Origin of the sequence: Flavobacterium sp. A45, from assembly GCF_002001005.1 — a bacterium.
Classification (GTDB): domain Bacteria; phylum Bacteroidota; class Bacteroidia; order Flavobacteriales; family Flavobacteriaceae; genus Flavobacterium.
Genome location: NZ_MUNX01000031.1, coordinates 14,486 through 37,320, shown reverse-complemented (window position 1 = coordinate 37,320; position 22,835 = coordinate 14,486). Strand labels below are relative to the sequence as shown.

At 34.5% G+C, this 22,835-nt stretch carries 20 protein-coding genes; 7 read left to right on the top strand and 13 right to left on the bottom strand.

The features are described 5' to 3' along the window. The first annotated feature begins 218 nt into the window (after positions 1 to 218). The 4 genes from B0E44_RS00555 (at position 219) to B0E44_RS00540 (ending at position 3,598) form a co-directional block, all read left to right on the top strand. Complete coding sequence (locus B0E44_RS00555; protein WP_077370254.1) at positions 219 to 782, top strand: YceI family protein; 564 nt, start codon at positions 219 to 221, stop codon at positions 780 to 782. Positions 783 to 788: 6 nt separating this feature from the next. Further along, positions 789 to 2,195, top strand: coding sequence for a hypothetical protein (locus tag B0E44_RS00550; RefSeq protein ID WP_077370253.1), 1,407 nt, complete (start codon positions 789 to 791; stop codon positions 2,193 to 2,195). A gap of 1 nt (position 2,196) precedes the next feature. Then, positions 2,197 to 2,754: a YceI family protein gene (locus B0E44_RS00545; RefSeq protein WP_077370252.1), complete on the top strand. Its 558-nt coding sequence runs from the start codon at positions 2,197 to 2,199 to the stop codon at positions 2,752 to 2,754. Between the two features lie 202 nt (positions 2,755 to 2,956). Continuing rightward, a complete protein-coding gene (locus tag B0E44_RS00540; protein WP_077370251.1) occupies positions 2,957 to 3,598 on the top strand; it encodes an O-methyltransferase in 642 nt (213 codons plus the stop codon). An 18-nt stretch (positions 3,599 to 3,616) separates the two neighbouring features. Here the strand turns inward: B0E44_RS00540 and B0E44_RS00535 are convergent, their stop codons facing one another. From B0E44_RS00535 to B0E44_RS00505, 7 genes are all read right to left on the bottom strand, one after another. Continuing rightward, a complete protein-coding gene (locus B0E44_RS00535; protein WP_077370250.1) occupies positions 3,617 to 4,177 on the bottom strand; it encodes a phosphatase PAP2 family protein in 561 nt (186 codons plus the stop codon). Beyond that, complete coding sequence (locus tag B0E44_RS00530; RefSeq protein WP_077370249.1) at positions 4,177 to 4,575, bottom strand: twin-arginine translocase TatA/TatE family subunit; 399 nt, start codon at positions 4,573 to 4,575, stop codon at positions 4,177 to 4,179. Before B0E44_RS00530 ends, B0E44_RS00535 begins: the two co-directional genes overlap by 1 nt. 165 nt (positions 4,576 to 4,740) lie before the next feature. Beyond that, positions 4,741 to 6,984 (bottom strand): M1 family metallopeptidase, encoded by a 2,244-nt coding sequence (locus tag B0E44_RS00525; protein WP_077370248.1) that lies wholly within the window; start codon positions 6,982 to 6,984, stop codon positions 4,741 to 4,743. 66 nt (positions 6,985 to 7,050) lie between these two features. Beyond that, positions 7,051 to 7,554, bottom strand: a complete 504-nt coding sequence (locus B0E44_RS00520) for a DUF6702 family protein (protein WP_077370247.1) — start codon at positions 7,552 to 7,554, stop codon at positions 7,051 to 7,053. Beyond that, on the bottom strand, positions 7,551 to 8,312 hold the full coding sequence (locus tag B0E44_RS00515; protein ID WP_077370246.1) for a hypothetical protein: 762 nt from the start codon (positions 8,310 to 8,312) through the stop codon (positions 7,551 to 7,553). Before B0E44_RS00515 ends, B0E44_RS00520 begins: the two co-directional genes overlap by 4 nt. A 183-nt stretch (positions 8,313 to 8,495) precedes the next feature. Further along, complete coding sequence (locus tag B0E44_RS00510) at positions 8,496 to 9,218, bottom strand: hypothetical protein (protein ID WP_077370245.1); 723 nt, start codon at positions 9,216 to 9,218, stop codon at positions 8,496 to 8,498. 30 nt (positions 9,219 to 9,248) lie between these two features. Next, positions 9,249 to 10,022, bottom strand: a complete 774-nt coding sequence (locus B0E44_RS00505) for a carboxypeptidase-like regulatory domain-containing protein (RefSeq protein WP_254423222.1) — start codon at positions 10,020 to 10,022, stop codon at positions 9,249 to 9,251. Between the two features lie 515 nt (positions 10,023 to 10,537). Between B0E44_RS00505 and pepE the strand changes: the two genes are divergently transcribed. Next, on the top strand, positions 10,538 to 11,245 hold the full coding sequence (gene pepE / locus B0E44_RS00500) for a dipeptidase PepE (protein WP_077370243.1): 708 nt from the start codon (positions 10,538 to 10,540) through the stop codon (positions 11,243 to 11,245). Positions 11,246 to 11,315: 70 nt separating this feature from the next. Beyond that, positions 11,316 to 11,723 (top strand): hypothetical protein, encoded by a 408-nt coding sequence (locus tag B0E44_RS00495; protein ID WP_124019252.1) that lies wholly within the window; start codon positions 11,316 to 11,318, stop codon positions 11,721 to 11,723. Between the two features lie 312 nt (positions 11,724 to 12,035). Here B0E44_RS00495 and B0E44_RS00490 read toward each other — a convergent pair whose 3' ends face one another. From B0E44_RS00490 to B0E44_RS00475, 4 genes are read right to left on the bottom strand one after another with little or no spacing between them, the layout of a single operon-like run. Continuing rightward, positions 12,036 to 13,442: a TolC family protein gene (locus B0E44_RS00490; protein WP_077370256.1), complete on the bottom strand. Its 1,407-nt coding sequence runs from the start codon at positions 13,440 to 13,442 to the stop codon at positions 12,036 to 12,038. After that, a complete protein-coding gene (locus B0E44_RS00485) occupies positions 13,442 to 14,791 on the bottom strand; it encodes an HlyD family secretion protein (RefSeq protein ID WP_077370241.1) in 1,350 nt (449 codons plus the stop codon). Before B0E44_RS00485 ends, B0E44_RS00490 begins: the two co-directional genes overlap by 1 nt. A 4-nt stretch (positions 14,792 to 14,795) precedes the next feature. Continuing rightward, positions 14,796 to 16,454, bottom strand: a complete 1,659-nt coding sequence (locus B0E44_RS00480) for a peptidase domain-containing ABC transporter (RefSeq protein WP_077370240.1) — start codon at positions 16,452 to 16,454, stop codon at positions 14,796 to 14,798. 3 nt (positions 16,455 to 16,457) lie between these two features. Beyond that, on the bottom strand, positions 16,458 to 17,132 hold the full coding sequence (locus tag B0E44_RS00475; protein WP_077370239.1) for a TetR/AcrR family transcriptional regulator: 675 nt from the start codon (positions 17,130 to 17,132) through the stop codon (positions 16,458 to 16,460). Between the two features lie 145 nt (positions 17,133 to 17,277). On the opposite strand from B0E44_RS00475, the gene B0E44_RS00470 reads away from it, so the two are divergent. Beyond that, on the top strand, positions 17,278 to 18,552 hold the full coding sequence (locus tag B0E44_RS00470) for an acetyl-CoA hydrolase/transferase family protein (protein WP_077370238.1): 1,275 nt from the start codon (positions 17,278 to 17,280) through the stop codon (positions 18,550 to 18,552). Between the two features lie 71 nt (positions 18,553 to 18,623). Here B0E44_RS00470 and gpmI read toward each other — a convergent pair whose 3' ends face one another. Together gpmI and B0E44_RS00460 are read right to left on the bottom strand one after the other, a co-directional pair. Continuing rightward, positions 18,624 to 20,141 carry a 2,3-bisphosphoglycerate-independent phosphoglycerate mutase gene (gpmI, locus tag B0E44_RS00465; RefSeq protein WP_077370237.1) on the bottom strand — a complete coding sequence of 506 codons (1,518 nt, stop codon included), beginning with the start codon at positions 20,139 to 20,141 and terminating at the stop codon, positions 18,624 to 18,626. Between the two features lie 245 nt (positions 20,142 to 20,386). Beyond that, positions 20,387 to 22,804, bottom strand: coding sequence for a DUF5916 domain-containing protein (locus B0E44_RS00460; RefSeq protein WP_077370236.1), 2,418 nt, complete (start codon positions 22,802 to 22,804; stop codon positions 20,387 to 20,389). Positions 22,805 to 22,835: the final 31 nt, after the last annotated feature.

Here is a 22,835-nt window from a genome sequence, read left to right as displayed (position 1 = left end):
ACTAAATAGAACAAAAGCATTATTTTGAAAAACACAACTGTTTATTAAACAACCATATTCAAAAAAATAAAGATTTGTTGTTTTTATATTAACAAGATTACTACTATATTTACAATTATTGTACTGATTCATTACTGTTTCTATGAAAATTCAAAGACGAACCATTAAAAATAAAATTATTTTCAAATTCAATTACTAACAAATTTTTAAAAAAAATCATGAAAACAATTCTTAAAAAAATTTCCACCACAGTAGCATTTTTTGCAATAGTGTTGTCAGCAAATGCTCAGAAAAGCTATACGCTAGATGCCAAAACAAATTTTTCTGTATTCGGAACCTCAACGCTTCATGATTGGGAAATGAAATCAGCTTCCAAAACTGGAACAGCGAATTTGACAGTAACAAACTCAAAATTAACAGCGATAACCAGTATTGACATCACCCTTCCTGTAGAGACAATAAAAAGCGAGAAGACCAAAATGGACAAAATTGCTTACGAAACTTTAAAAACGGACAAACACAAAAACATCAAATATGTTTTAAAATCAGCTGAAAAAGTAAATGAAACAACTTGGAACTTAACTGGTACTTACACTATTGCTGGAGTGAGCAAAGAACACAAAACCCAAGTTAAATCATCTGTTACTAATGGAATAGTAAATCTACAAGGATCTAATAAAATAACGTTTAAAGAATTTGGCATGAAATCCCCAACTGCAATGCTTGGCACAATAAAAACTGGAGAGAATTTGACAATAAAATTCAACATTAACTTTAAATAAAAGACCATGAGAAAAATTACATTTGTTATAGCTGCAATGTTATCCCTTACAGATATCTATGCACAGGTTTCATTTAGAAAAATGCAAAATATGATTCCACGAAGTAAAGATGGATTGAATATTTTTGACGTTAAGAAAGACGACGTTGAATATGATGGCATGAGTGTTGATCTAGGTGGTGCTTTTGCCATGCAATTCCAAGCTTTAAAATCATTTAACGACCAGAGAGAAGGAACGTACATCGCCTCAAATGGAGCATCGATTTCCGGAAACGCTGGAACTACAGGATACAGACTGAACGGATTAGAAAACAACTTTAATTTACCTGCAGCAAACTTGACATTTGGAGCGCAACTAGCAGATGGAGTACGCGTAAACTTAGACCTTTATCTTGCTTCTAGACATCATAACGAAACATGGGTAAAAGGTGGTTATTTGCAAATTGACAAATTGGATTTCATCAAAAAGGGATTCATGGAGGATGTAATGAAATACACTACCATAAAAATAGGCCAAATGGAGAATAATTACGGAGATTCACACTTTAGAAGAACCGATAATGGTAATGCTCTTCTTAATCCTTTCATCGAGGCAAATATTATGGATTCTTTTCAAACAGATATGGGAATGGAAGTTTACTACCAAAGAGATGGCTGGGTAACCATGTTAGGAGTTACAAATGGTAAGTTAAATCAAGGTGTTGCTGAATTTATTCCAGGGAGTGCAACTGTATCAGCTCCAGATCCAAATTCAACAATAAGCCCAACTGTTTTAGCTAAACTTGGGTATGACAAACAATTAGATAAAGATTTGAGAGTAAGAATTACAGGATCTTACAATCATAATGCTAACATGAGTTCAAACCCTTGGGGTTCAGACAGAGCGGGTAGCCGTTATTTTGGAGTTATGTCACACCAAGCCTATACCTACAACACAACTCCAGTTGCAAACAACTTTGACCCAACTTCTAATGCTACAACAGGTAGATTTAGTCCTGGATATGGAAACTGGTACACCGCATTCATGATTAACCCTTTTGTCAAATACAAAGGACTGGAATTCTTCGGAACACTTGAATTCACTAGTGGTGGAGACAAAAAAGGAACTGATGAAACCCGTAAAGTGGATCAATACGCTGCTGACTTGGTATATCGATTTGGAAATACAGAACAATTTTATGTTGGTGGTAGATACAATATCGTTTCAGGAAAATTATCTAACGCTTCGGATAAAGTTAATGTAGATAGATTTGAAGCTTCCGCTGGTTGGTTCATGACTAAAAATATTATTGCTAAATTAGCCTACACAAATCAAAACTATTCTGACTACTCCCAATATAGCGGGAGCAGTTTAAACGACTTATATGGCGGTAACTTCAATGGAGTTATGTTTGAAGCAGCCATCACTTTCTAATATGAAACAAAGAATATTAATTACAATTTTGGGTTTAGCATTTTTCTTTTTGTTAGGAAATGCTAAACCCATTTCTTTATATGATGCCGACCCAAACATCATAATTATTGACAAGATAGAAATAGAAATACTGGGAAATTCTACAGTGGGTAAATACAATTGTGTCAACCCCCACTCATACAGAGACACCATTTATTTAAACTCAACTACCAAAAACAGTTTGAAATCCGAAATCTCAATGAGTAATTTTGAATGCGGTAACAAAATCATGAACAAAGACCTTAAAACTACTGTTAAGGCTGTTAAATTTCCAAAAAGCACCGTTACAATTACCAACATAAAACCTTTCGGAACCAATTTTAAATGCAGTTTGAATTTTCGCATAACAGACAAAACCCTTTCATACCAAAACTTGGTTCTAAAAAACACCAAAGAAAATCTTGAAGGAACTGTAGCTGTAAAATTTTCGGACATTGGACTTGAACCACCAACAAAAATGGGAGGTATCATAAAAGTAAAAAATGAATTCGTGATTCATTTTAACTTGTATAAATTATGAATTTCTCTACTATTATTTTAATACTATTTCCTTTGGACTAATGTTCTAAAAGTTTTTTTGTATATCTAATAGATTTTTAAATACTATATAATTGCTTTTGATTAAAGCCCAAAATCATTAAACCATTCATAAAATCAAATTTAACCCCTTTTTTATAAATGTTAAATGAATAACTTTGTGTCAAATTTCAACAACTCACAAAATGCATTTCATTTCCCAAGATTTAGAAGATTATATTGAGCAACATTCTGAAAGAGAGCCAGCATTATTGGCGGCTTTAAATAAAGAAACCTACCAAAAAATATTATTGCCACGAATGCTCAGCGGACATTTTCAGGGACGTGTTTTGAGTATGTTATCCAAATTAATCCGACCTCTAAATATTCTTGAAATTGGAACTTATACGGGCTACTCGGCTTTGTGTTTGTGCGAGGGCATGCAGGAAAACGGACAATTGCATACTATTGACATCAAGGAAGAATTGATTGATTTTCAGCGCAAACATTTTGACAAGTCTCCTTGGGGTAAACAAATTGTACAACATTTGGGCGAAGCCGTTGATATCATCCCAAATCTAGATTTGAAATTTGATTTGGTTTTCATTGATGCAGACAAGGAAAATTATTTAAATTATTTTGAAATGATTTTGCCAAAAATGAACAAAGGCGGCATTATTTTATCCGATAATGTATTGTGGAGCGGAAAAGTCTTGGAGCCGATACATCCTAATGACATCAGTACTAAAATATTGGTGGAGTACAATCAATTGCTAAAAGACGACCCAAGGGTAGAAACTGTTTTATTGCCTATTCGTGACGGGTTAACAGTGAGCAGGGTTCTTTAATTTCTGCAAACTGCAATCTTAAATATTTCCTTTTTTAATCGCCCATTGATATGCTTTATACATTAAATACCCCGTGATTAGTCCGCATAAATATCCTGAAAGAATATCTAACGGATAATGCAGTCCTAAATAAATGCGGCTGTAAGCAAAGATTAACGGCCATAGAAACAACAACCCAAAATACTTAAATTGTTTCTTGAAAATAAAATACAAAAAAGTTGCTACAGCCATAGTATTAGCGGCATGTCCCGAGAAAAAACTAAAAGAGGTGCGTACTTGCACTATCCTGATAAAAGTGTTTATTTCAGGATTATTACAAGGTCTTGGTCTTTGAAACGTATATTTGAATAAATTAGTGATTTGGTCTGTCGCAGTTACCAAAAACGCAACGAAAATCAACAAATATACAGTTTGCTTTATTCCTAATTTTTTATAAATAAGATAAAATAACAGCAAAAAAAAAGGAGTCCAATTGACTTGTTTTGTTATGATAAGCCAAAACCCATCATAGGTTTCGGAACCTAAACTGTTGAGAAAAATAAATAATTGGGTGTCTAGTGCGAGTATTTTTTCGAGCATTACATTTGTCGTTTTACAGGCCCGGTGAGATCATCTAAAACGGTTGTTCCATCAGGATTTGCTGTACCGCTAAGCACACTGTCTTTTGTCTTACTAACTTCTGTGCTGAATGTTTCGGTAATTCCATTTAACGTATTGGAGGTATCTCCCAAAAGATTTGCTTTTGCTTTATTGATTTCAGAATTGATACCACCAGTTAAGCTATCCAAAGTTTTTTGATCAAACCCATTGGCCTCAGCCCCTTTTTGAATTTCGCTTTTGATATCATTGGTAGCGTTTTTAAGTTGCGCCATAGCTTTCCCCATGGTTCTTGCCATTTCCGGGACTTTATCAGATCCGAAAAGCATCAATACGATGAACATGATAAAAACTAATTCGCCTCCTCCTATTCCAAACATAATTTTTGTATTTAATGAGCAAAGATATTAAAATTTAAAACTTTGTGTTTTAAATTTGTCTTAAATAAAGCAACTAAGACGCTAAGTTTCTAAGATTCTAAGCTTTTCTTAGCTTTCAAAACCTTAGAAACTTAGCGTCTTAGAAACTTAGAATCTTATTCTTAATTAATCAAATTTTGATTTCGTTTCCACTTTTGGCCATGAATTGTTGGTTACGTCAATATCGGCAGTTTCCAGTTTTGGATCGATTAAAATTTGTTTGATGGCTTTGTTAGTGGCATACACTTTCTTGGCCGTTTCATTATTTTTTCTCCAAATCTGAGCTGGATATTTGTAATTATCCATTGTTCCATCTTCATAAGTAATTTGAACAATAATAGGCATTGGCATTCCCCCTGGTTTATTAAACTCTACTTCATAAAAGTATTTCGGGTTTTTCAAAGCTGCTTTTTCTTCGGCAGAAAGTTTTTGATTAACATATTCCGAAAGAGTGCTTACTTCTTCAATTTGCAACGGTTTCTTTGAAGCTGGTTTCAATTCTGGATTATCACCAGCAATTAAGTACACGAATGGCCCTTTATCGATTCCACTACGCCCTTTTCTAACTTTAGCTTCCTTCAAAGCTGCCGTTGGGGTTTCTGTTACAAAATATTGTTTTACATCGTTAACACCAATATCCACGAAATCAGTGGTGTAAAACCAACCTCTGAAAAACCAATCCAAATCTACTGCCGAAGCATCTTCCATCGTTCTGAAAAAATCTTCTGGAGTTGGGTGTTTGAATTTCCATCTGTTAGCATAAATCTTAAAAGCATAATCAAACAACTCACGCCCCATAATTGTTTCTCTAAGGATATTAAGTCCCGTAGCCGGTTTTCCGTAAGCATTATTTCCAAACTGAATAATATTTTCGGAATTGGACATAATGGGCTCCAAAAACTTTTGGTCACCACTCATATATGGAACTATATTTTTGGCTGGACCTCGTCTGGACGGAAAATTGGTTCCCAATTCCTGTTCGGCCATATATTCCATAAAAGAGTTTAACCCTTCGTCCATCCATGTCCATTGACGCTCATCAGAATTGACGATCATAGGAAAAAAGTTATGCCCTACTTCATGAATCACCACTCCTATCATTCCGTTTTTGATTTGTTCACTCGTCACACCGTTTGCATCTGGACGACCAAAATTCCAACAAATCATTGGGTATTCCATCCCTTGATCTTCTGCAGAAACAGATACCGCTTTTGGGTAAGGATAATCAAATGTATGGGAAGAATAACTTTTTAAAGTATGCGCTACCATCATTGTTGAAGTTTCTCCCCAAAGCGGGTTCGCTTCTTTTGGATAAAGAGATTCGGCCATAACGACTTTTCCTTCCAATTGAACGGCCATAGCATCATAAATAAATTTTCTTGAAGTAGCTATTCCAAAATCCCTTACGTTTTTGGCACTAAATCTCCATGTTTTCTTTTTATCCGAAAATCCTTTTTCCGCCGCTTCGGCCTCAGCTTGAGTCACAATAACCACAGGTTTATCAAATGATTTTTGAGCCAATTGATATCTTTTTACCTGTTCCGGCGTAAATACTTCGCTTCTGTTCATTAATTCTCCCGTTGCATCAACTACATGATCAGCAGGAACTGTGATGTTTACATCAAAATTTCCAAATGGCAGGGCAAATTCTCCACCTCCCCAAAATTGCATATTTTGCCAACCTTCAACATCATTGTAAACCGCCATTCTTGGATAAAATTGAGCAATAACATATAGTCTGTTGCCTTCTTTTTCGAATAACTCATAACCCGAACGACCGCCATCTTGCTGGTAATTATTGATATTGTACCACCATTTTATAGAAAAAGTCATACTAGTTCCCGGCTTCATTGGTGTAACCAAGTTGATACGCATCATCGTTTGATTAACGGTATACGACAATGGGTTTCCTTTGGCATCTTTTACATATTCAATGTTAAAACCACGATCCAATCCCTCTTTCAAATATTCATTAGCAAATTTATTTACAGGTAAAACAGCCTCTATTTTTTCATTTTCAACCAATGGAGACTGAGAGTTCTTCGCAGCTTGATTTTGATCCATTTGCACCCAAAGATATTCCAAATTATCAGGTGAATTGTTATAATAAGTAATCGTTTCTGAACCGCTTAATTTAGCATTTTTATCATCCAACTCTATGTCAATTTTATAATCCGCTTGTTGTTGGTAATAAGCTGGACCAGGAGCTCCTGCTGCGGTACGAAACATATTTGGGGTTGCCAACAAATCATACATTTGACTAAACTTGTTGGTATCTGATTTACCAGGTTGTCTCACAGCTGGTGTAACTGCTTTTTCTTGTGCCAATAAAATTGTTGGGAGAATAAATAAAAATGAAAATTTTCTCATAAACTAGCGTTTAAGTTGTTTTTAGGCGGTGAAAATAACAATTTTAAACATAATTGTTGATTCTTATCAATATTTTAACACTTGTTTGGTAGAAGTCTCCGTAAAAAGAAAACTTTTCTTATTACCAAATGCCGCCACATGAACTATATTTTGCTGTTCTGGGAAAGTCTCTATTAAAACGGAATTATAAATTTCCAGTGAACTTATTTTTGAAATATCTCTCACATTTAAATAACAAACCAACACATCACCATCCATTTCTTTGCTCAAGAAATTCATGGTTTTGGGCTGTCCATTGACTTTAACAGTAAAACTTTCGGCTAGATATTTTTTCAACAAATCAATTGATTCGACAGTTTCTTTATCGGTTCCCAAAAAAAACTTTCTGTTATATTTTTTTTCTAACGTTTTATCGAGATCATCAACAAATATTCGGGAAGTAACTTGAAGCATTTTCTTTTCGGGAGCATAATTAATTTGGTAAATGGCCATATAAAATTTATGTACACCAAAACTGCTTATCGAAAATGCTAAAAATAACAAAAGAGTAATAACTATTCCTTTTTTCATTTTTCAAAAGTAGCAATATTTTTGAACTCACTGTTTTTTGTAATTAAAAAATCCATGATTTCAAATTCTTGGCTTGTAGTATTGACAAAAGTTTTGGATTTTGGGTCATTTTCACAAAATAGCAGAAACAAACCAACCTGATCGTCATTCAATTTTAATTTATCGGTAAAAAATGAATAACTAACACTTTGCATGGCAACTGTAGTAAAACCCACCTCCGAAATCAAATCAGATTTATTCGGATTATTTTTCAACAAATTTTTAAAAATCATATTGTAGACACGAATACAATCCATTGCATTTGGATCACCTGTTCCGGTAGGCATCATCAAAATATTATCAGGATTGGATTGTTGGTCATCATAATATTGAGTATCCACAATTTTTTGGGTATTTCCAAATTCTGGATGCGGCCCGTGTTTGGCATAAACAACAACCGCCAACAATTGATTGGCAACTGCATTTAGTTTAATTCTGTAAAAAGAAGAAGTAATATCTTTTTCTGTAAGCACTACTTTTTTACTTTTAAAACCTAAACTACTAAAAACCAAGGTATCTTTTACTTTAGCCAAAATACTAAAATATCCTTTAGTATCAATTACGGAACCCGTTTTGGCGTTTATATTAAAAACCAATCCGTTTTCAATAGCAATAGAGTCATTTACCACTTTTCCATGCATTGTTTTTCGAGTCAACACCTGACCAAAACAAAGTTGACAACTCAAAAACAAAACCAAGATTCCTAATACATTTTTCATTTGTAATTTCTTAAGGTTTAACAACTCCTAAAAGTTATTTTGGCATCAAAACGACGCTTTTACGCTTATTAAAATTACAACTTTATTTTAATCTTAATGATATCAACGATTGTTATTTTTTTGATAATTTCATTCGAAAAATATTAGGTCTAGATACCGCACTAAAGATCAGCTGCATCAAAATTATTCTTTACTGAACCTACTTTGATTATAAACAGTAGCTAAATTAGTCATTAGAAACATTGACATCGATTTGTTCTTACCATTCAATGATGCTGCAAATTCAGTATCTTCAACACAATAATACTGAAATCCCTTGATGAGTTCCTCTGGAATTTTTAATGTTTTGATGTAATATTTCTCTGCAAACATATATTCCAGCTTTTTCATTAAAATCTCTTTCTTTTCAGCTTCGACATTTTTTTTAAGCATTTCTTTTTCTCCAGAAATTATGCTATAAAGCCCGAATATTCCACCAGAACTGGAATATAATTTTCGCTCCTGCTGTGTAAACTTAATTTGTCCGCGGGGAATTATTCCTAAATTTTCGGCAGTTATATTCGCATTTTTATTAATAATTACCTCGTCCAATTCAACAGCGTTAAAAACCATTTCAACTTCCATAGTTCCCGACTTATACTCATGTCTGTAAACATGCTTTTTCAAATACTTATAATCAATACCTGAAAAATTTAGTATATCTCCTTCTTTAGCTAGGATAGAAAAACAGCCGTCTTTATCGGTAACTGCCATTGTTTTATTCATACAGTTAATCACACTGATTCCTTCCAGCTCTCTTGTATCGCAGACAACTGTTCCAACTATGATTTTCTCCGCATTCGTTTGAGCAGTCAACAACTGATTTTGACACAGCAAAATCAACAATAATATTATTTTTTTTATCATTTAAACAAATAATTTCCAGCATTAACGCCCCTATCGATTCTCAACATTATTTTGTCTGGCTTTATTAAAACTGGAGGCCAAACCAACAATTAAGAACATACTCATGGTCTTGTTTTTATCTTTTAAAGACCTAGCAAAATCTTGATCTTCTATACAATAATATTGGAATCCCTTGATGTATTCTTCGGGTATTTTCAGAGTTTCTATGTAATATTTATCTTCAAACAATCCATCCATTTTAGCCATCAAAAACTCTTTTTTCTCTACTGTAACAGCTTTTTTGAGCATTGCAGTCCTACCATTTATGGCATTCAAAATAGGGTCAACCGCCAACATCCCGCCTAACAACCCCAATAGATGTATTGGTTTGAAATCACCGGCTGTTTTTAATTTTCTTTCTTGAGATGTCAGTTTGATTTGATCTCGGGGAATTATACCAAGATTTTCGGCACTTATCTCTGAGTGCTCATTAATAATAACCTCTTTCAATTCGATACTTTTCGGCGTCAAATCGACAATAATATTGCCCATTTTAAATTCTTGAATATTTATGTATTTTCTCAACTCCTCATAATTAACCGCTGAAAAATTTAAGATATCACCCACTTTTACAAGAATAGAAAAAGTGCCATAGGAATCAGACACCACCATTACTTTGGTAGTTGCATTCGTAATATTGATTCCTTCTAACGGAATTCCATTCGAGCTTACTTGCCCTTTTAACCATTTCTCGACACCCTCTTGTGCGACAACCAAATGTGTTAAAAAAAAGAATATAAATAAAAAAGTAAAATTATTCTTCACGAGCAATTTTGGAATTGATTTAAAAAAACTAATTATTTTCAGAACCTTAGTGTTGAAAAATAGTCCGATTTTGGTACGTAAAACAGATTTTATTTTTTTAGGTTGAAAAAATCTTCATCGCAACTTCATTTGCAAAATGTAAAAGTATCCTAATCCAGTCCAAATTAATTACTAATAAGTTGGTAAAAGTTTGTTAATTAAAACCGCTATATTCTAAAATAGCCCTCGTTTATTTCTAACCATATAAGTCATGTAAGTAGAAAAAAAAATGTCAAGTTGATAAAAAGTGCAAATAAGTTAAAAGCCTTTCTTTATGAGTTTATGTGATTTTGCTTATTTGAGCTTATGGCTTTGCTTATTTTTTTTCAAACAAATAACTTATGTGACTTATATGTTTTAACAAAGTGTTCGACAAAATGCTAATGTTTCTAGAATTAATCGATAAAAACCAATCTTCGACATATTAAAAAACAATCATTTTATACCTTTACGCAGAACTACACAAAGCTTACAAAATGAAAAACTGCATTATAGCCAGCACTTCAACCTTGCACGAAGGAGAATATCTAGAATATTTATTACCCGAATTACAATTGCATTTTAAGGATTGCAAAACGATTCTGTTTATTCCATTTGCAAGACCAAGCGGTATATCACACGATGAATACACTTCAAAAGTAGCTATGGCTTTCGCCAAAATAAATATCGCTGTAAAAGGTATTCATGAATTTGAAAATCCAAAAGAAGCCATACAAAAAGCTGAAGGGATTTTTACAGGCGGAGGTAATACTTTCCTACTTGTTACCCAATTGTACAAAAACGACCTGATGACTATTCTTGCCGATACTGTCAAAGATGGAACTCCTTATTTAGGAACCAGTGCTGGAAGTAATATTTGCGGACTATCGATGCAAACGACCAACGATATGCCTATCATTTATCCGCCAAGTTTTCAAACTTTAGGATTGATTCCGTTCAATTTGAATCCACATTATTTGGATCCAGACACTCAATCCAAACATATGGGAGAAACAAGGGAAACAAGAATTAAAGAATTCCACGCCTTTAATACTTTGCCTGTATTAGGACTACGAGAAGGAAGTTGGCTAGATGTAAAAGGAGAAAAAATCATTTTAAAAGGAAATTTACAGGCACGCCTTTTTAGACAAAACCAATTGCCTGAAGAATTAGCAACCGGAAGTGATTTGAGTTTTTTAAATTAAATCACAACTGAATTTGACATCAAAGTGATAACATATAAATAAAGTAATGTGTTAGGCACAAGCTAAAAAAATGAAACTGAACGAATACATAATATCACTGATTTTCTTTGGAGTACTTTTGATTACTTCATTCATTCCATTTGTTCAAGTCATTTTAATGTATTGGAATGGGGGAATATTAGCTGTTACAGAAGAATTAACAGGAATAGATGGATTTGACTTAGCAATACCATTAAATCTTATTTTAACTATTGTATCTCTCTTTGTCTATTTCAAATCAAAGACTAAAGGAATGAAAATACCCTTTGCCGTACTGACAATGTTTTTCATAAATGGATTTACAGTATTCGGATTTGAAAGTATTTTTGGCAATTCTGATGCAGATTTTTATGCATGGCAATTTATTATAGGAGCACTATTGACAGGTTTAGGACTTTTCACGGCTGACTTCTTTAGACACAAATTGACATATAAATAAGTAAAAAATCGGGTTTAAGTAAAACCAAATTGAGAAAAGTCATAAAGAACATGGATTAATTGAATTTATGGACTTCAAAAGTGACAGAGTTTGATTTGAACTAATACAGTTGATTATTAAAAACGAACGAATTGACCAAATTGAAAATCAATAGTAAAAAAAGCCAACGCCTAGCAGCTACTACAAAGGATTTGAGCAATTGGCTTAATGGAAAGATGGTTTTGTATTTGGGATGATTTGGCAAATTCGAAGAATGGGCTTAATCTAGTCCCAAACCCGTTGTAGTACCAAGATGCTAAAATTGATTTACTATCAATTTGGATTAGCCATGATTTTATACAGCTCAGAGTTGGAAGTGTAAAAACGGTTTTCTAATGCAATCTGTGATAGTCTGGCACTAACCAAACTATTTTCTCGAGTGTTGATAAGGAACAGCGAACTCTCTCCTAAATTGAATAATCTTTCCTCAGATTTTAGCATTGTCTCATAATCCATAACCAGTTTGCTTATTAATTTTTGCTGTTTAGACAAAGACTGAATTTCAATTTTTTGGGCATTGATTTTGTTTGTTAACTGCACTTTTTCTAAATCTCTTGTAAATTCGGATTCCTGAATTTTATATTGAGCTAATTTCAAACTGCCTCTTTCTTTCCTTAAAAACAAAGGAAAATAAAAATCAATTCCCACTTTATAATTGTCAGAATTGTTCGGAATGTTTGGATTTGGCTGAGCCAAATAAGAGTAACCTAAATCTATTTTGGGCAAAAGCATATTGGCTTTCAGCTTTTTTTCGACAGTCAAAAAATCAATTTTACTTTGCAAAGCTTCAATTTTCGGATGACTGTCCAACAAAAATTCTTGATTCAAGTCATTAATATTCAGCGTTTCCTGGATGGTTTTTTGAAGGCTTTTCTCCGGAACAATAGCCTCGGCAAGTTCCAGCGGTATGTTGTTTTCTATCCAAAGAAAGTTTGAAAGCTCCAACTTAGCTTTTGATAATTTCAATTTTGAATCCTCAAGAGCAAGCAATCTGTTTTTGACCACAATGCCTGCTTCGATGCTGTCTATAGCAGGTTTATCACCTTGCTTGATTAAAATTTCAATTCCCTCATATCGTTTTTGGGCATTGACGGTGTAGCTTTCATATAATAAATTTTCTTCGTAGTTTTTTTTCCAATTAAAGTAGGCAACAGAAGCATCGTATAAAACCGCAATAGCCTGAAGCTTTTGTTCAGCTTGGCTTAATTTTACTTGGATTTTTGCTTTTTGCAGGTCGGCCATCCTTTGGTTAATCAGTAATCCTTGTCCAATTGGAACGCTAATTCCCAGCGATGCCAAGCCATTATTTGGTGTCTTATTTTGTGGATTAAGATAATAGCCTTCGTTGTCTTCGAACCCCGCTTTAATGTCAATTCCATACCAAGTCGGAATTTTGAAACTGCTGTTTAGTATAGAATAATAATCTGTTCCCTGAAACTGTTTTTTGTTATAATCCAATTCTAATTTAGGGTCAAATCCGCCACGCGCCATCATCAGATTGGCTTGTGCTTTGCTGATTTCCAAATTGGCATTTTTTACCAATGGATGATATTTTTTAACAAAACCCAGATATTCATTATAAGTCATTTCTTTGAGATGTAACGGGAGCTGTTCACCGTTATTGGTCTGACCGTAAATAGTCATTCCCAGTAATGAAAGTATGATAATAAGGTATTTCATTATTTTTTCTCTTTTGAAGGTTTCTCTTTTCCTTGATAATAATTTGGTGGAAAACCATTTAGCGTTCTCCATATTTCAAACCAAACCGGCACTGTATTTAATAATGCTAACGTTTGAGCACCGGATCCAATACTCAACTGTTTTGGCCACGGAGTTTCGCTTTTGTCTGGTGCAATAAGGATTCTGAATTTTCCATTATCACTGATAAAGTTTTCTATGGCTACAATTTCTCCGCCAAATGTACCGTAGGACATGTCCGGCCATCCTGAAAATACGATTGTAGGCCAACCGTCAAACCAGACTCTTACTTTTTCGCCTTTCTTAATTAATGGCAGATCTATTGGATCTACAAAAGATTCTACAGCTATATCATATTTGGAAGGCATAATCGTGGCAATGGGAGTTCCTTCTTTTATGGTTTCACCAATTCCCGACTGCAAAGCTCTGTTTATGTATCCGCTTTGTGCCGCTTTGATATAGTACATACCGTTTCGGATGCTGTAATTAGCATACTGATTTTCTAATTTACTAACCTGAGCTTCTGTGTCGTATTGATTGCTCATTGCAGTATATTGGTCGCTCTGCGCTTTGGACAATTTTTCAGAATACTCGGCAATGATTCTGTTGATTTCTACTTCGGCATTGATTAATTCGTTTTTGCTGGTGTAAAATTTATTCTCCTGCGTGATGATTTTAGCTTCAGATTCTTGCAGTTTCAAGCGTTTTTCTTCTACATCCGATAGAGCTTTCAGACCTTCTTTGTTCAGTTGAAGCGCACGGTTGTACTGCGTATTAGCAATCTTTAATTGTGTTTTTACCGCTTCAAGATCCATACTGTCGCTTTTTATTTTCAAACGCGCCTGTTTAATCTTGTTTTGGGATTGTTTGAGTTTTAGTCCTTTTTCTTTTTCGATGGCCAGCATTTGTACATTAAGAGTTGTCACTTTCGAACCATAAGAGGCTAAAGACTGTTTTTTTGCATTCACCTGATTTTTGGTGTTTTTTACCAAATTTGGATCCATATAGTCTTCTTTGATTTCAGATATAAAAAGAATCGTGTCTCCTTTATTTACATAATTCCCCTCCTGTACATACCATTTTTCAATACGCCCTGAAATGACGGACTGAATAGATTGCGGTCTTTGGTTGGGTTTCAATGTGGTAACGGCTCCAGAACCTGAGATGTTTTGTGTCCAGGGAAAGAAAAGTACAATAACTACAAATATGGATACACCCAGAATTATTCTGTTCAGAATTTTATAATGAGGCCTGTTGCTCAAATTCTTTACCGTAGAATATTTTTCGAGAGCTTTATTATTTATTGGATTTTTGTCAGATATATTTAACATAAACTTATTTTTTAGTGTCTAATAAAACCGTTCCTTTTTGCATTGTGATTTCCCGCGTACATTTGGTTGACCAATGCGGATTTTGGGAAACAACGATAACCGTCCATTTATTTTTTCCGGAAAGAATAAAGTCTATGATTTCATTCGCAACTTTTATATCCATTTTATCTGTGGGTTCTTCGTAAAATAAAATGTTAGGTTTGTGAACAATGCTTCTCGCCAATAAAATCTTTTGCGCATTGGAGGAAGAAAGCTCTTTTCCTTCCGGAAATATTTTAGTGTCCAGACCTTTGGGCAATGTTTTTATATAGTCGGTTAACTGAACGGCATCGAGCGCCCATTTTAGAGTTTCGGTATCAATATTTTTGTCATTAAAAGTTATATTCTCCAGAATTGTTCCTTCAAAAGGAGTTTCTCCCTGTATAATACTGCCAATTCTGGAACGGTATTGTTTTATGTCTATTTTGCTGAAGGTGTCGTCATTGATAATGAAGTTTCCCGAAGTAGGATGCAGCAAACCGGAAAGTATGCGGATTAAAGTCGTTTTTCCAGAACCATTTTCGCCACTGATTATAATTTTTTCTCCTGAATCTATTTTCAAATTGATTCTTTTTAAAATTCTGGAAGTACTCTCCGGAAGCCTGAATTCCACATCGTTTGTTTCAAGGCTGATATTGGCGTAACAGCTTTTGCTTTCAACTATAAATTCTTCTTCCAGTTCCATATCGGTAACCTGACCAATCTTCTCGACTGCGGTCAATACATCATAGAATGTTTCCAATCCAAGAATAATTTTCTCTACGGAATTTATTACCAGTAAAATAATGATTTCGGCAGCGACAAATTGTCCAATGTTCATTTCTTGGCTTAAAACTAGATAACCGCCAATAATTAATAAACTTGCAGTAATAATTACCTTGAAGATAATAAGATGCCCAAATTGTCTTTTGAGCACATTGAAATGATTTTCACGGCTGTATAAATAGTTTTTTATAATTCCATCGTTTTTTTCTAATGCAAAATCATAGTTGAGTTCATTTCTGAAACTAAAATTGTTTCGGGCAATTTCCTGTAGCCAACCAGCTGCTTTGTATTTGTTTTTGGACGTTTTCAAGCTTGTTGTAATTCCTTCATTGTATGAAAATTTAAAAATCACATATAAAAAGCCTAACAGTAAAAGCCCGAATACCATAAAGAAAGAATGATACAGCGTTAATAATATTATACTGAAAACTATCTGCAGAATTGCTGCTGAAAAATCAACCAATAATTTTGATGTCCCTTTTTGTATCGTTAAGGTATCAAAAAAGCGGTTGGCTAATTCGGGTGGATAATGACCATAAAGTTCTTTGAACTCTATTTTAGGTAGTCTGGAGGCAAATTCGAATGACGAGCGCACAAACATTTTTTGCTGTAAATTCTCTGTGATTCTTAATTGCATTAAAGATAAGATTCCTACAAGTGCAACTCCAATAACCACGAGTATGACCAAGACAACCCAAGAAGCACTTACTCGCCCAGACTGAATAAAGTTTACAATCGCCTGAATTCCCAATGGCAGGGATAAACTCACGATTCCGGCAAAAATAGCGTAGAAAAAAATTTGTGAGACATCTTTCTTGTCCAGTTCCAAAAGGTTGAATAATCTTTTTAATGAAGTCATGTTTTATTTTTTTAGTACATTTTCAATTAAGTTGAAATAAAAATCAGTCGGCGATATTGTTTCATTACAATTAGTAATCGTTTTCATGTGTTCTCTCAAAAACTGCTGATGCAATGCGCCTTCGACGATGTTCGACGCTAGGCTTTTGGAATAAGCATATTCTGGATTTACCTCGTTTATAATAGCCGTTATTCTATTGATAACCCTTTTGTAAATGAAATAAAAACCTTCTTTGTTTTCTTCATCCACTTCTTTGGTGTGAAAAGTTTTGGTGAATTCCGCAATAATGATTCTGTTCAAAACCGATTCGTTAATATGAGCCGTTTTTTGATCGTCCTCTACTTTTTCGGTTATAATACTTACTGCTTTTTTTAATTTCTCCCAAGAATCGATATAATTGGAAGTTGAAAACACTAAGCGGTATTCCATCCAGCCCCAATACCAGGATGACAAATACACCAACAGTTTGTGTTTGTTTTCGAAATAGCGATAGATAGAACTTTCATTCGATCCTATTTTCTCGCCCAGCTTTTTAAAAGTAAAGTGATCAAAACCGATTTCATCAATGAGCAAAATACTTTCTTGAATAATTTTTTTGCCCAATGCAGAGGTTTCAGGATCCTTTACAAAGAGCTTGCTGTTTATCTGAATTTTGATGTTTGATAATATCTGATCCATTATAATAATTTTAATTGCAAATATAATAGTAATACTTTTAACTATGAGATTTTAACTTTTATTTAAATTTTGTTTTACTTTGAACATGAGCGTTGTCATATATTGGTTTTATCTAATTGAATATATTTGTGGGAAATACTAGTTTATGGGAAAATATGTAACTGCCGAGGAAGCTGTCAAAGTTGTAAAATCAGGTGATAGGGTTTATCTGCAGGCCGCTGCGGCTGCACCAACAATTTTAGCGAATGCCTTAACCGAAAGAGCTGCTGAACTACGAAATGTAGAAATATGTCATTTGCATACCGAAGGTGAGGCGCGATATGCTAATCCTGACCTTGCGGAAAGTTTTCATGTCAATTCATTTTTTATTGGCGGGAACGTTAGGCATACTTTAAAAGCGGGGAACGGCTCCTATACTCCTGTTTTTTTGAGTGAATTACCGCGTCTCTTCAGAAGAAATGTGTTGCCGATAGATGTTGCTTTTATTCATGTGTCACCGCCTGACAGCCACGGCTATTGTTCACTTGGAGTTTCAGTGGAGGCTTCGGTTGCAGCGATTGAGAATGCGAAAATTGTGATAGCGCAGGTAAATCCTCAAATGCCGAGAACTTTTGGTGACGGAATCCTGCATATTTCAGAAATAAATTATATGGTGGCCGTGGATGTGCCTATTTATTCTCATGAAGTGGAACTTTTTACCGCCGAGGAAGATAAAATAGGAAATTACATTGCCTCTTTGATTGAGGACAGAAGCACACTCCAAATGGGAATTGGCTCGATTCCTAATGCCGCTTTGAGCAAATTGAGGAATCATAAAGATTTAGGATTACATACTGAAATGTTTTCAGACGGTGTGATTGACCTGATTGAAAGCAATGTGATAAACTGCAACTATAAAGGATCATTGAGAGGAAGAGTGCTGTCCACTTTTGTGTTGGGCTCTAAGCGATTGTATGATTTTGTAAGCGATAATCCGTTTATTGAATTGAGGGAATCTTCAACAGTGAATGATACCGCCAGAATCAGAAAAAATCCCAAAATGATTGCCATAAACTCGGCTATAGAAGTTGATTTAACAGGACAGGTTTGTGCCGATTCTATTGGGCCAAGAATGTATTCAGGTGTTGGAGGTCAAATGGATTTTATACGCGGTGCTTCTTTGAGCGATGGCGGAAAAGCAATTATTGCTTTGCCGTCAACCACCAAAAACGGAGTAAGCAGAATTGTTCCTTTCTTGAAACAGGGAGCCGGTGTGGTAACAACCAGAGGACATATTCAATACGTAATCACAGAAAATGGAATTGCCGATTTATACGGCAAGACTTTAAAACAACGTGCAGCCGAACTGGTCAGGATTGCTCATTCGGATCATCAGGAAAGCATAGAGCGGGAATATTTTTATCTGTTAGATAAAATGTAAATATAAAGGGCGTGAAAAATTAATTTCACGCCCTTTTTGATTTGTTTAAAAACGCCAATTGGCTTTTTTATTTATAGTAACGAATGACAAGTCATTGCTGCCGGCTGTTCGATTCCCATCAAGGCAAGAATTGTAGGGGCAATATCTCCTAAAACTCCATCGTGGATGGTTTTCAAATCTTTGTCAACAAGAATGATTGGGACCGGATTTGTTGTGTGAGCGGTATTTGGGGAACCGTCAGGGTTAATCATTGTTTCGCAGTTACCGTGATCCGCTATTACAATAGTAGTGTAATCATTGGCAAGAGCCGCTTCAATCACTTCTTTTACGCAGGCATCAACAGCTTCACAGGCTTGTATAGCTGCACTCATAATTCCTGTATGTCCTACCATGTCGCCATTGGCAAAGTTTAAACATACAAAATCTACTTCACCTTTATTTAATTCAGGAACCAAAGCATCTTTCAATTCAAAGGCACTCATTTCTGGCTGTAAATCGTATGTTGCTACTTTAGGAGAGTTTCTTAATATTCTTGATTCACCTACAAATGGAGTTTCCTGTCCACCTGAAAAAAAGAAAGTTACGTGAGGATATTTCTCTGTTTCAGCAATACGAATTTGTTTTTTGTTTGCTTTTTCTAAAACTTCACCCAGTGTTTCTGTGATGTTGTCTTTGTTGTAAACAACTTTTACATTTTCATAAGTTTCATCATAATTGGTAAGAGTTACATAGTATAACTGCAGTTTATGCATGTTTTGCTCGTGGAAATCCTGCTGCGATAAAGCTTCAGTCAATTCGCGTCCTCTGTCAGTTCTAAAGTTGAAGAAAATAACAACGTCATCTTTTTCAATAGTTGCAATTGGTTCGTTACTGCTGTCCACTATTGCCACAGGTGCAATAAATTCATCGGTTACATCTGCTTGGTAGCTTGCGCTTACAGCAGCAACAGGGTCAATAGCCTTGGCTCCTGTACCGTTTACTACTAAATCATAAGCGAGTTTAACACGTTCCCAACGTTTATCACGATCCATTGCATAGTAACGTCCAATAATGGAAGCTATTTTTACAGGAGTATTTTTGATGTGATTTTGTAAATCCTGAATGTATCCTTTTCCAGATTTTGGATCTACGTCACGACCATCAGTAAATGCGTGAACGTAAACTTTGTCCAATCCGTATTCTTGAGAAGCGTCAATTAATCCTCGCAAGTGTGAAGTATGTGAGTGAACGCCTCCGTCAGAAACTAATCCTAAAAAGTGTACTTTTTTATTATTTTCTTTAGCATAAGTGAAAGCATCAATTAAAACCTGTTCTTTTGCAAGGGTTTTATTGGCTACAGCCAAATTAATTTTGGCTAAATCTTGGTACACAATTCTACCCGCCCCAAGATTCATGTGCCCTACTTCACTGTTTCCCATTTGCCCTTCTGGTAAACCAACGTTTAATCCATCGGTACGAAGCTGTGCGCTAGGATATTTTGTATAAAGACTATTTATAAATGGAACATTTGCATTATCAATTGCAGAAACTTTCGGGTCAGGAGATTTTCCCCAACCGTCTAAAATCATTAAAATTACTTTTTTGTTCATGGTGTGAAATTTTTTGCAAAGATAACCCTTTCGCAAAAAATAGAAGTGAGTCAAAACCACTATTATACATAAAAAAGAGAAGTACAACAAATACTTAAAATTGTGTTGCAAAAAGTGAGTTTTTCTAAAAAAAGTGCAAAAAAAATCCTCAAAAAAACAGTCTGTAAAACGGTTTTTTTGAGGAGATTTTTATCCTCTAAAATGAAATGATTTTTGAATAGAAAATTTACTAATCCAGACTTTCGTTAGAAAACATTTTTGACTTGATTGTAGTCAATGAAATATTTTACGCTAACGGAAATAACATGACTTAGATCTTCATTATTCATCAAACTAGTATAGTTGTTCCCAAAATCTTTATTGATTAAATTATCATATTTTGCTGCGTTGCTTCGGTACAAAATGGTCAACTGACTTCCGGGCGCAAACCACCAATTATAAGACACATCCAAATTCCATGTAATCAGATTTTGGTTTTTGTTATCGGTATAACCAACATAAGGACTGAGCCTTCCATTCTCTTTCAATTCATAAAAGTCTTTGTTTTCCGTATATGACCAATAATAACGGGCAGAAATATCAAAATTCATTTTACTACTCAGTGAATACTTCCCATTAAGATTATTGGTGTAATTGATGACGTTTCGGTTGGCATAAATTATAGCGTCCGGAGGCAAAGCACTATTATTGGAACCATTATCAACATAGCCTTTGTTATTATTTTGACGGAAAAAATTGAATTCATAATTTAAAGCTAAGCGGTCATTGAATCGGTATCTCGGACTCAAATAAAACCCATACGACCTTCTTTGTGTTTCATTTAACACTGCAAAAGATGGATTAAAATCAATGGCAAATTTGTGGTTGTAATTGGTAGAAAGCGAAAACCAGCCTCCAAAGCGGGTTGGATCTATACTGTAACGTCCTTGTCTTCTCGGTTCATAGTAATTGTAGGTTTCAACAGGACGATATTCCAGTCCAAAACCATAATAGTAATTCTTTTTTGTGGTTGAATTAACATTCAGATTGATTTGGTCTGACTGCAATTTTCCTGTTTCTTTTTGAAATTGGGTATATGCATTAATATTGGTGTTAAAAGAATTAAAAATCTTGGTTGGATTAAGAATTCGATAACTGGTGTTTCCGTAAAAACTATAATAATTGGTTTCAAAGTTAATTCCCAAATCGTTGTTGTCGAAATCTTTTGTAATCATATTGGTTTCTAAATAGTAGCGATATTTTCCACTAGTTTCAGCAAAACTCAATAAGGTATTGATTCCTTTCTTAATTTCTTCAACTTCGTTTACATAACTGTATTTAAAATTTCCAGATAAATTATAAGTGTTTTTGGCAGTGTTCAAATCCCAAACCAATGCCGATACATTCCCGTCTCTGAACGAACCGTTTCTGGTAACATTAGTGTTTACGAAAGTTGCCGAAGAATTTTTGCGAAAACGCTGATCAAAAACCAGAACATTATAATTTGTCAAAGGCTCAACCAAAACACGACGCATTTCTTGCGTGATTGTGTCTTTAATAGTCGCATATGTTTTTTGGGTAATCGCATTGAGGTACCCAATTCCGAGTCCGCCTTTTGTTCTGCCCGAAATTTTAGTTGCATTGTACAAATCAACACTCGCAGGATTTTCAGTAACTATTTCATTATTTTCAGTCTCTGGACTATGAGACGGTGGACCACCGATTCTTCGAGAATAAAAAAGGTTTCCTTTGCTAAACAAATCAGTACCCTCTGTAAAAAAGGCTCGATTTTCATTGAATTGCTGTTCAAAAGGAGATAAATTTAGGATTCGGTCATCGTATTTTGTTTGTCCAAAATCCGGTATAAGCATGGCATCCAAAGTAAAAGCATCGTTTATTCCATATTTAATATCCAAACCACCTTTTAATTCCCCATAGGTTTTTTGATCCGCATTGGCATAGGTATAAAAAGAAGCATACGGCAAAAAGAAAAGCCTAGTTGGTGTTTTTATATTTTCAATTCCCTCAACCGTTCCGTTCTGTTGGGTAAATGTACCTATTTTGGTATCGATTAAATTCCATGAATATTTCTGGCGGTCTCTTCGTATTTCTCTAAAAAAATTAACGCCCCAAGTTTGTTTGCTTTCGCTCGAAAATCGCAAAGCAGCATAAGGAATACGCATTTCAACCACCCAACCAAAAGAGGTAATAACCGCTTTACTGTCCCAAACCGCATCCCAAGAATAGTCTTCCCCATTACTGTCTGTTGCTAAACAATCGGCCTGACCGTCTGCAGCATTTACAAAAAACTGAAAATTTTGCTGACCATCATTATAACCATTAATGAAAACACCAAAAAAATCAGCTGTTCCAAAATCGTCTCTCTTATTAATTTCCTTTAGAATTTTGCTAGGCTCATCGTCATACATCAAAGCGCCAATATAAATCGCCTCATTATCATACAACACTCGAACTTCGGTTCTTTTATTTTCAGCTACAACTTTTCCGTTATCGGGTTGAAACATTATAAAATCAGTGGCAATAGGAACCGATTGCCAAATTGTTTCATCCAATTTCCCATCCAATATTATTTTTTCGGTAGTAAATTTTGTTTGTAACGATTTCTTTTGACTATACATCAAAGCAGAGAACAGAAGAAAACAGAAGAAATAATACTTTTTCATGTAAACGATAATTTTAGAAACTCAAGAATAT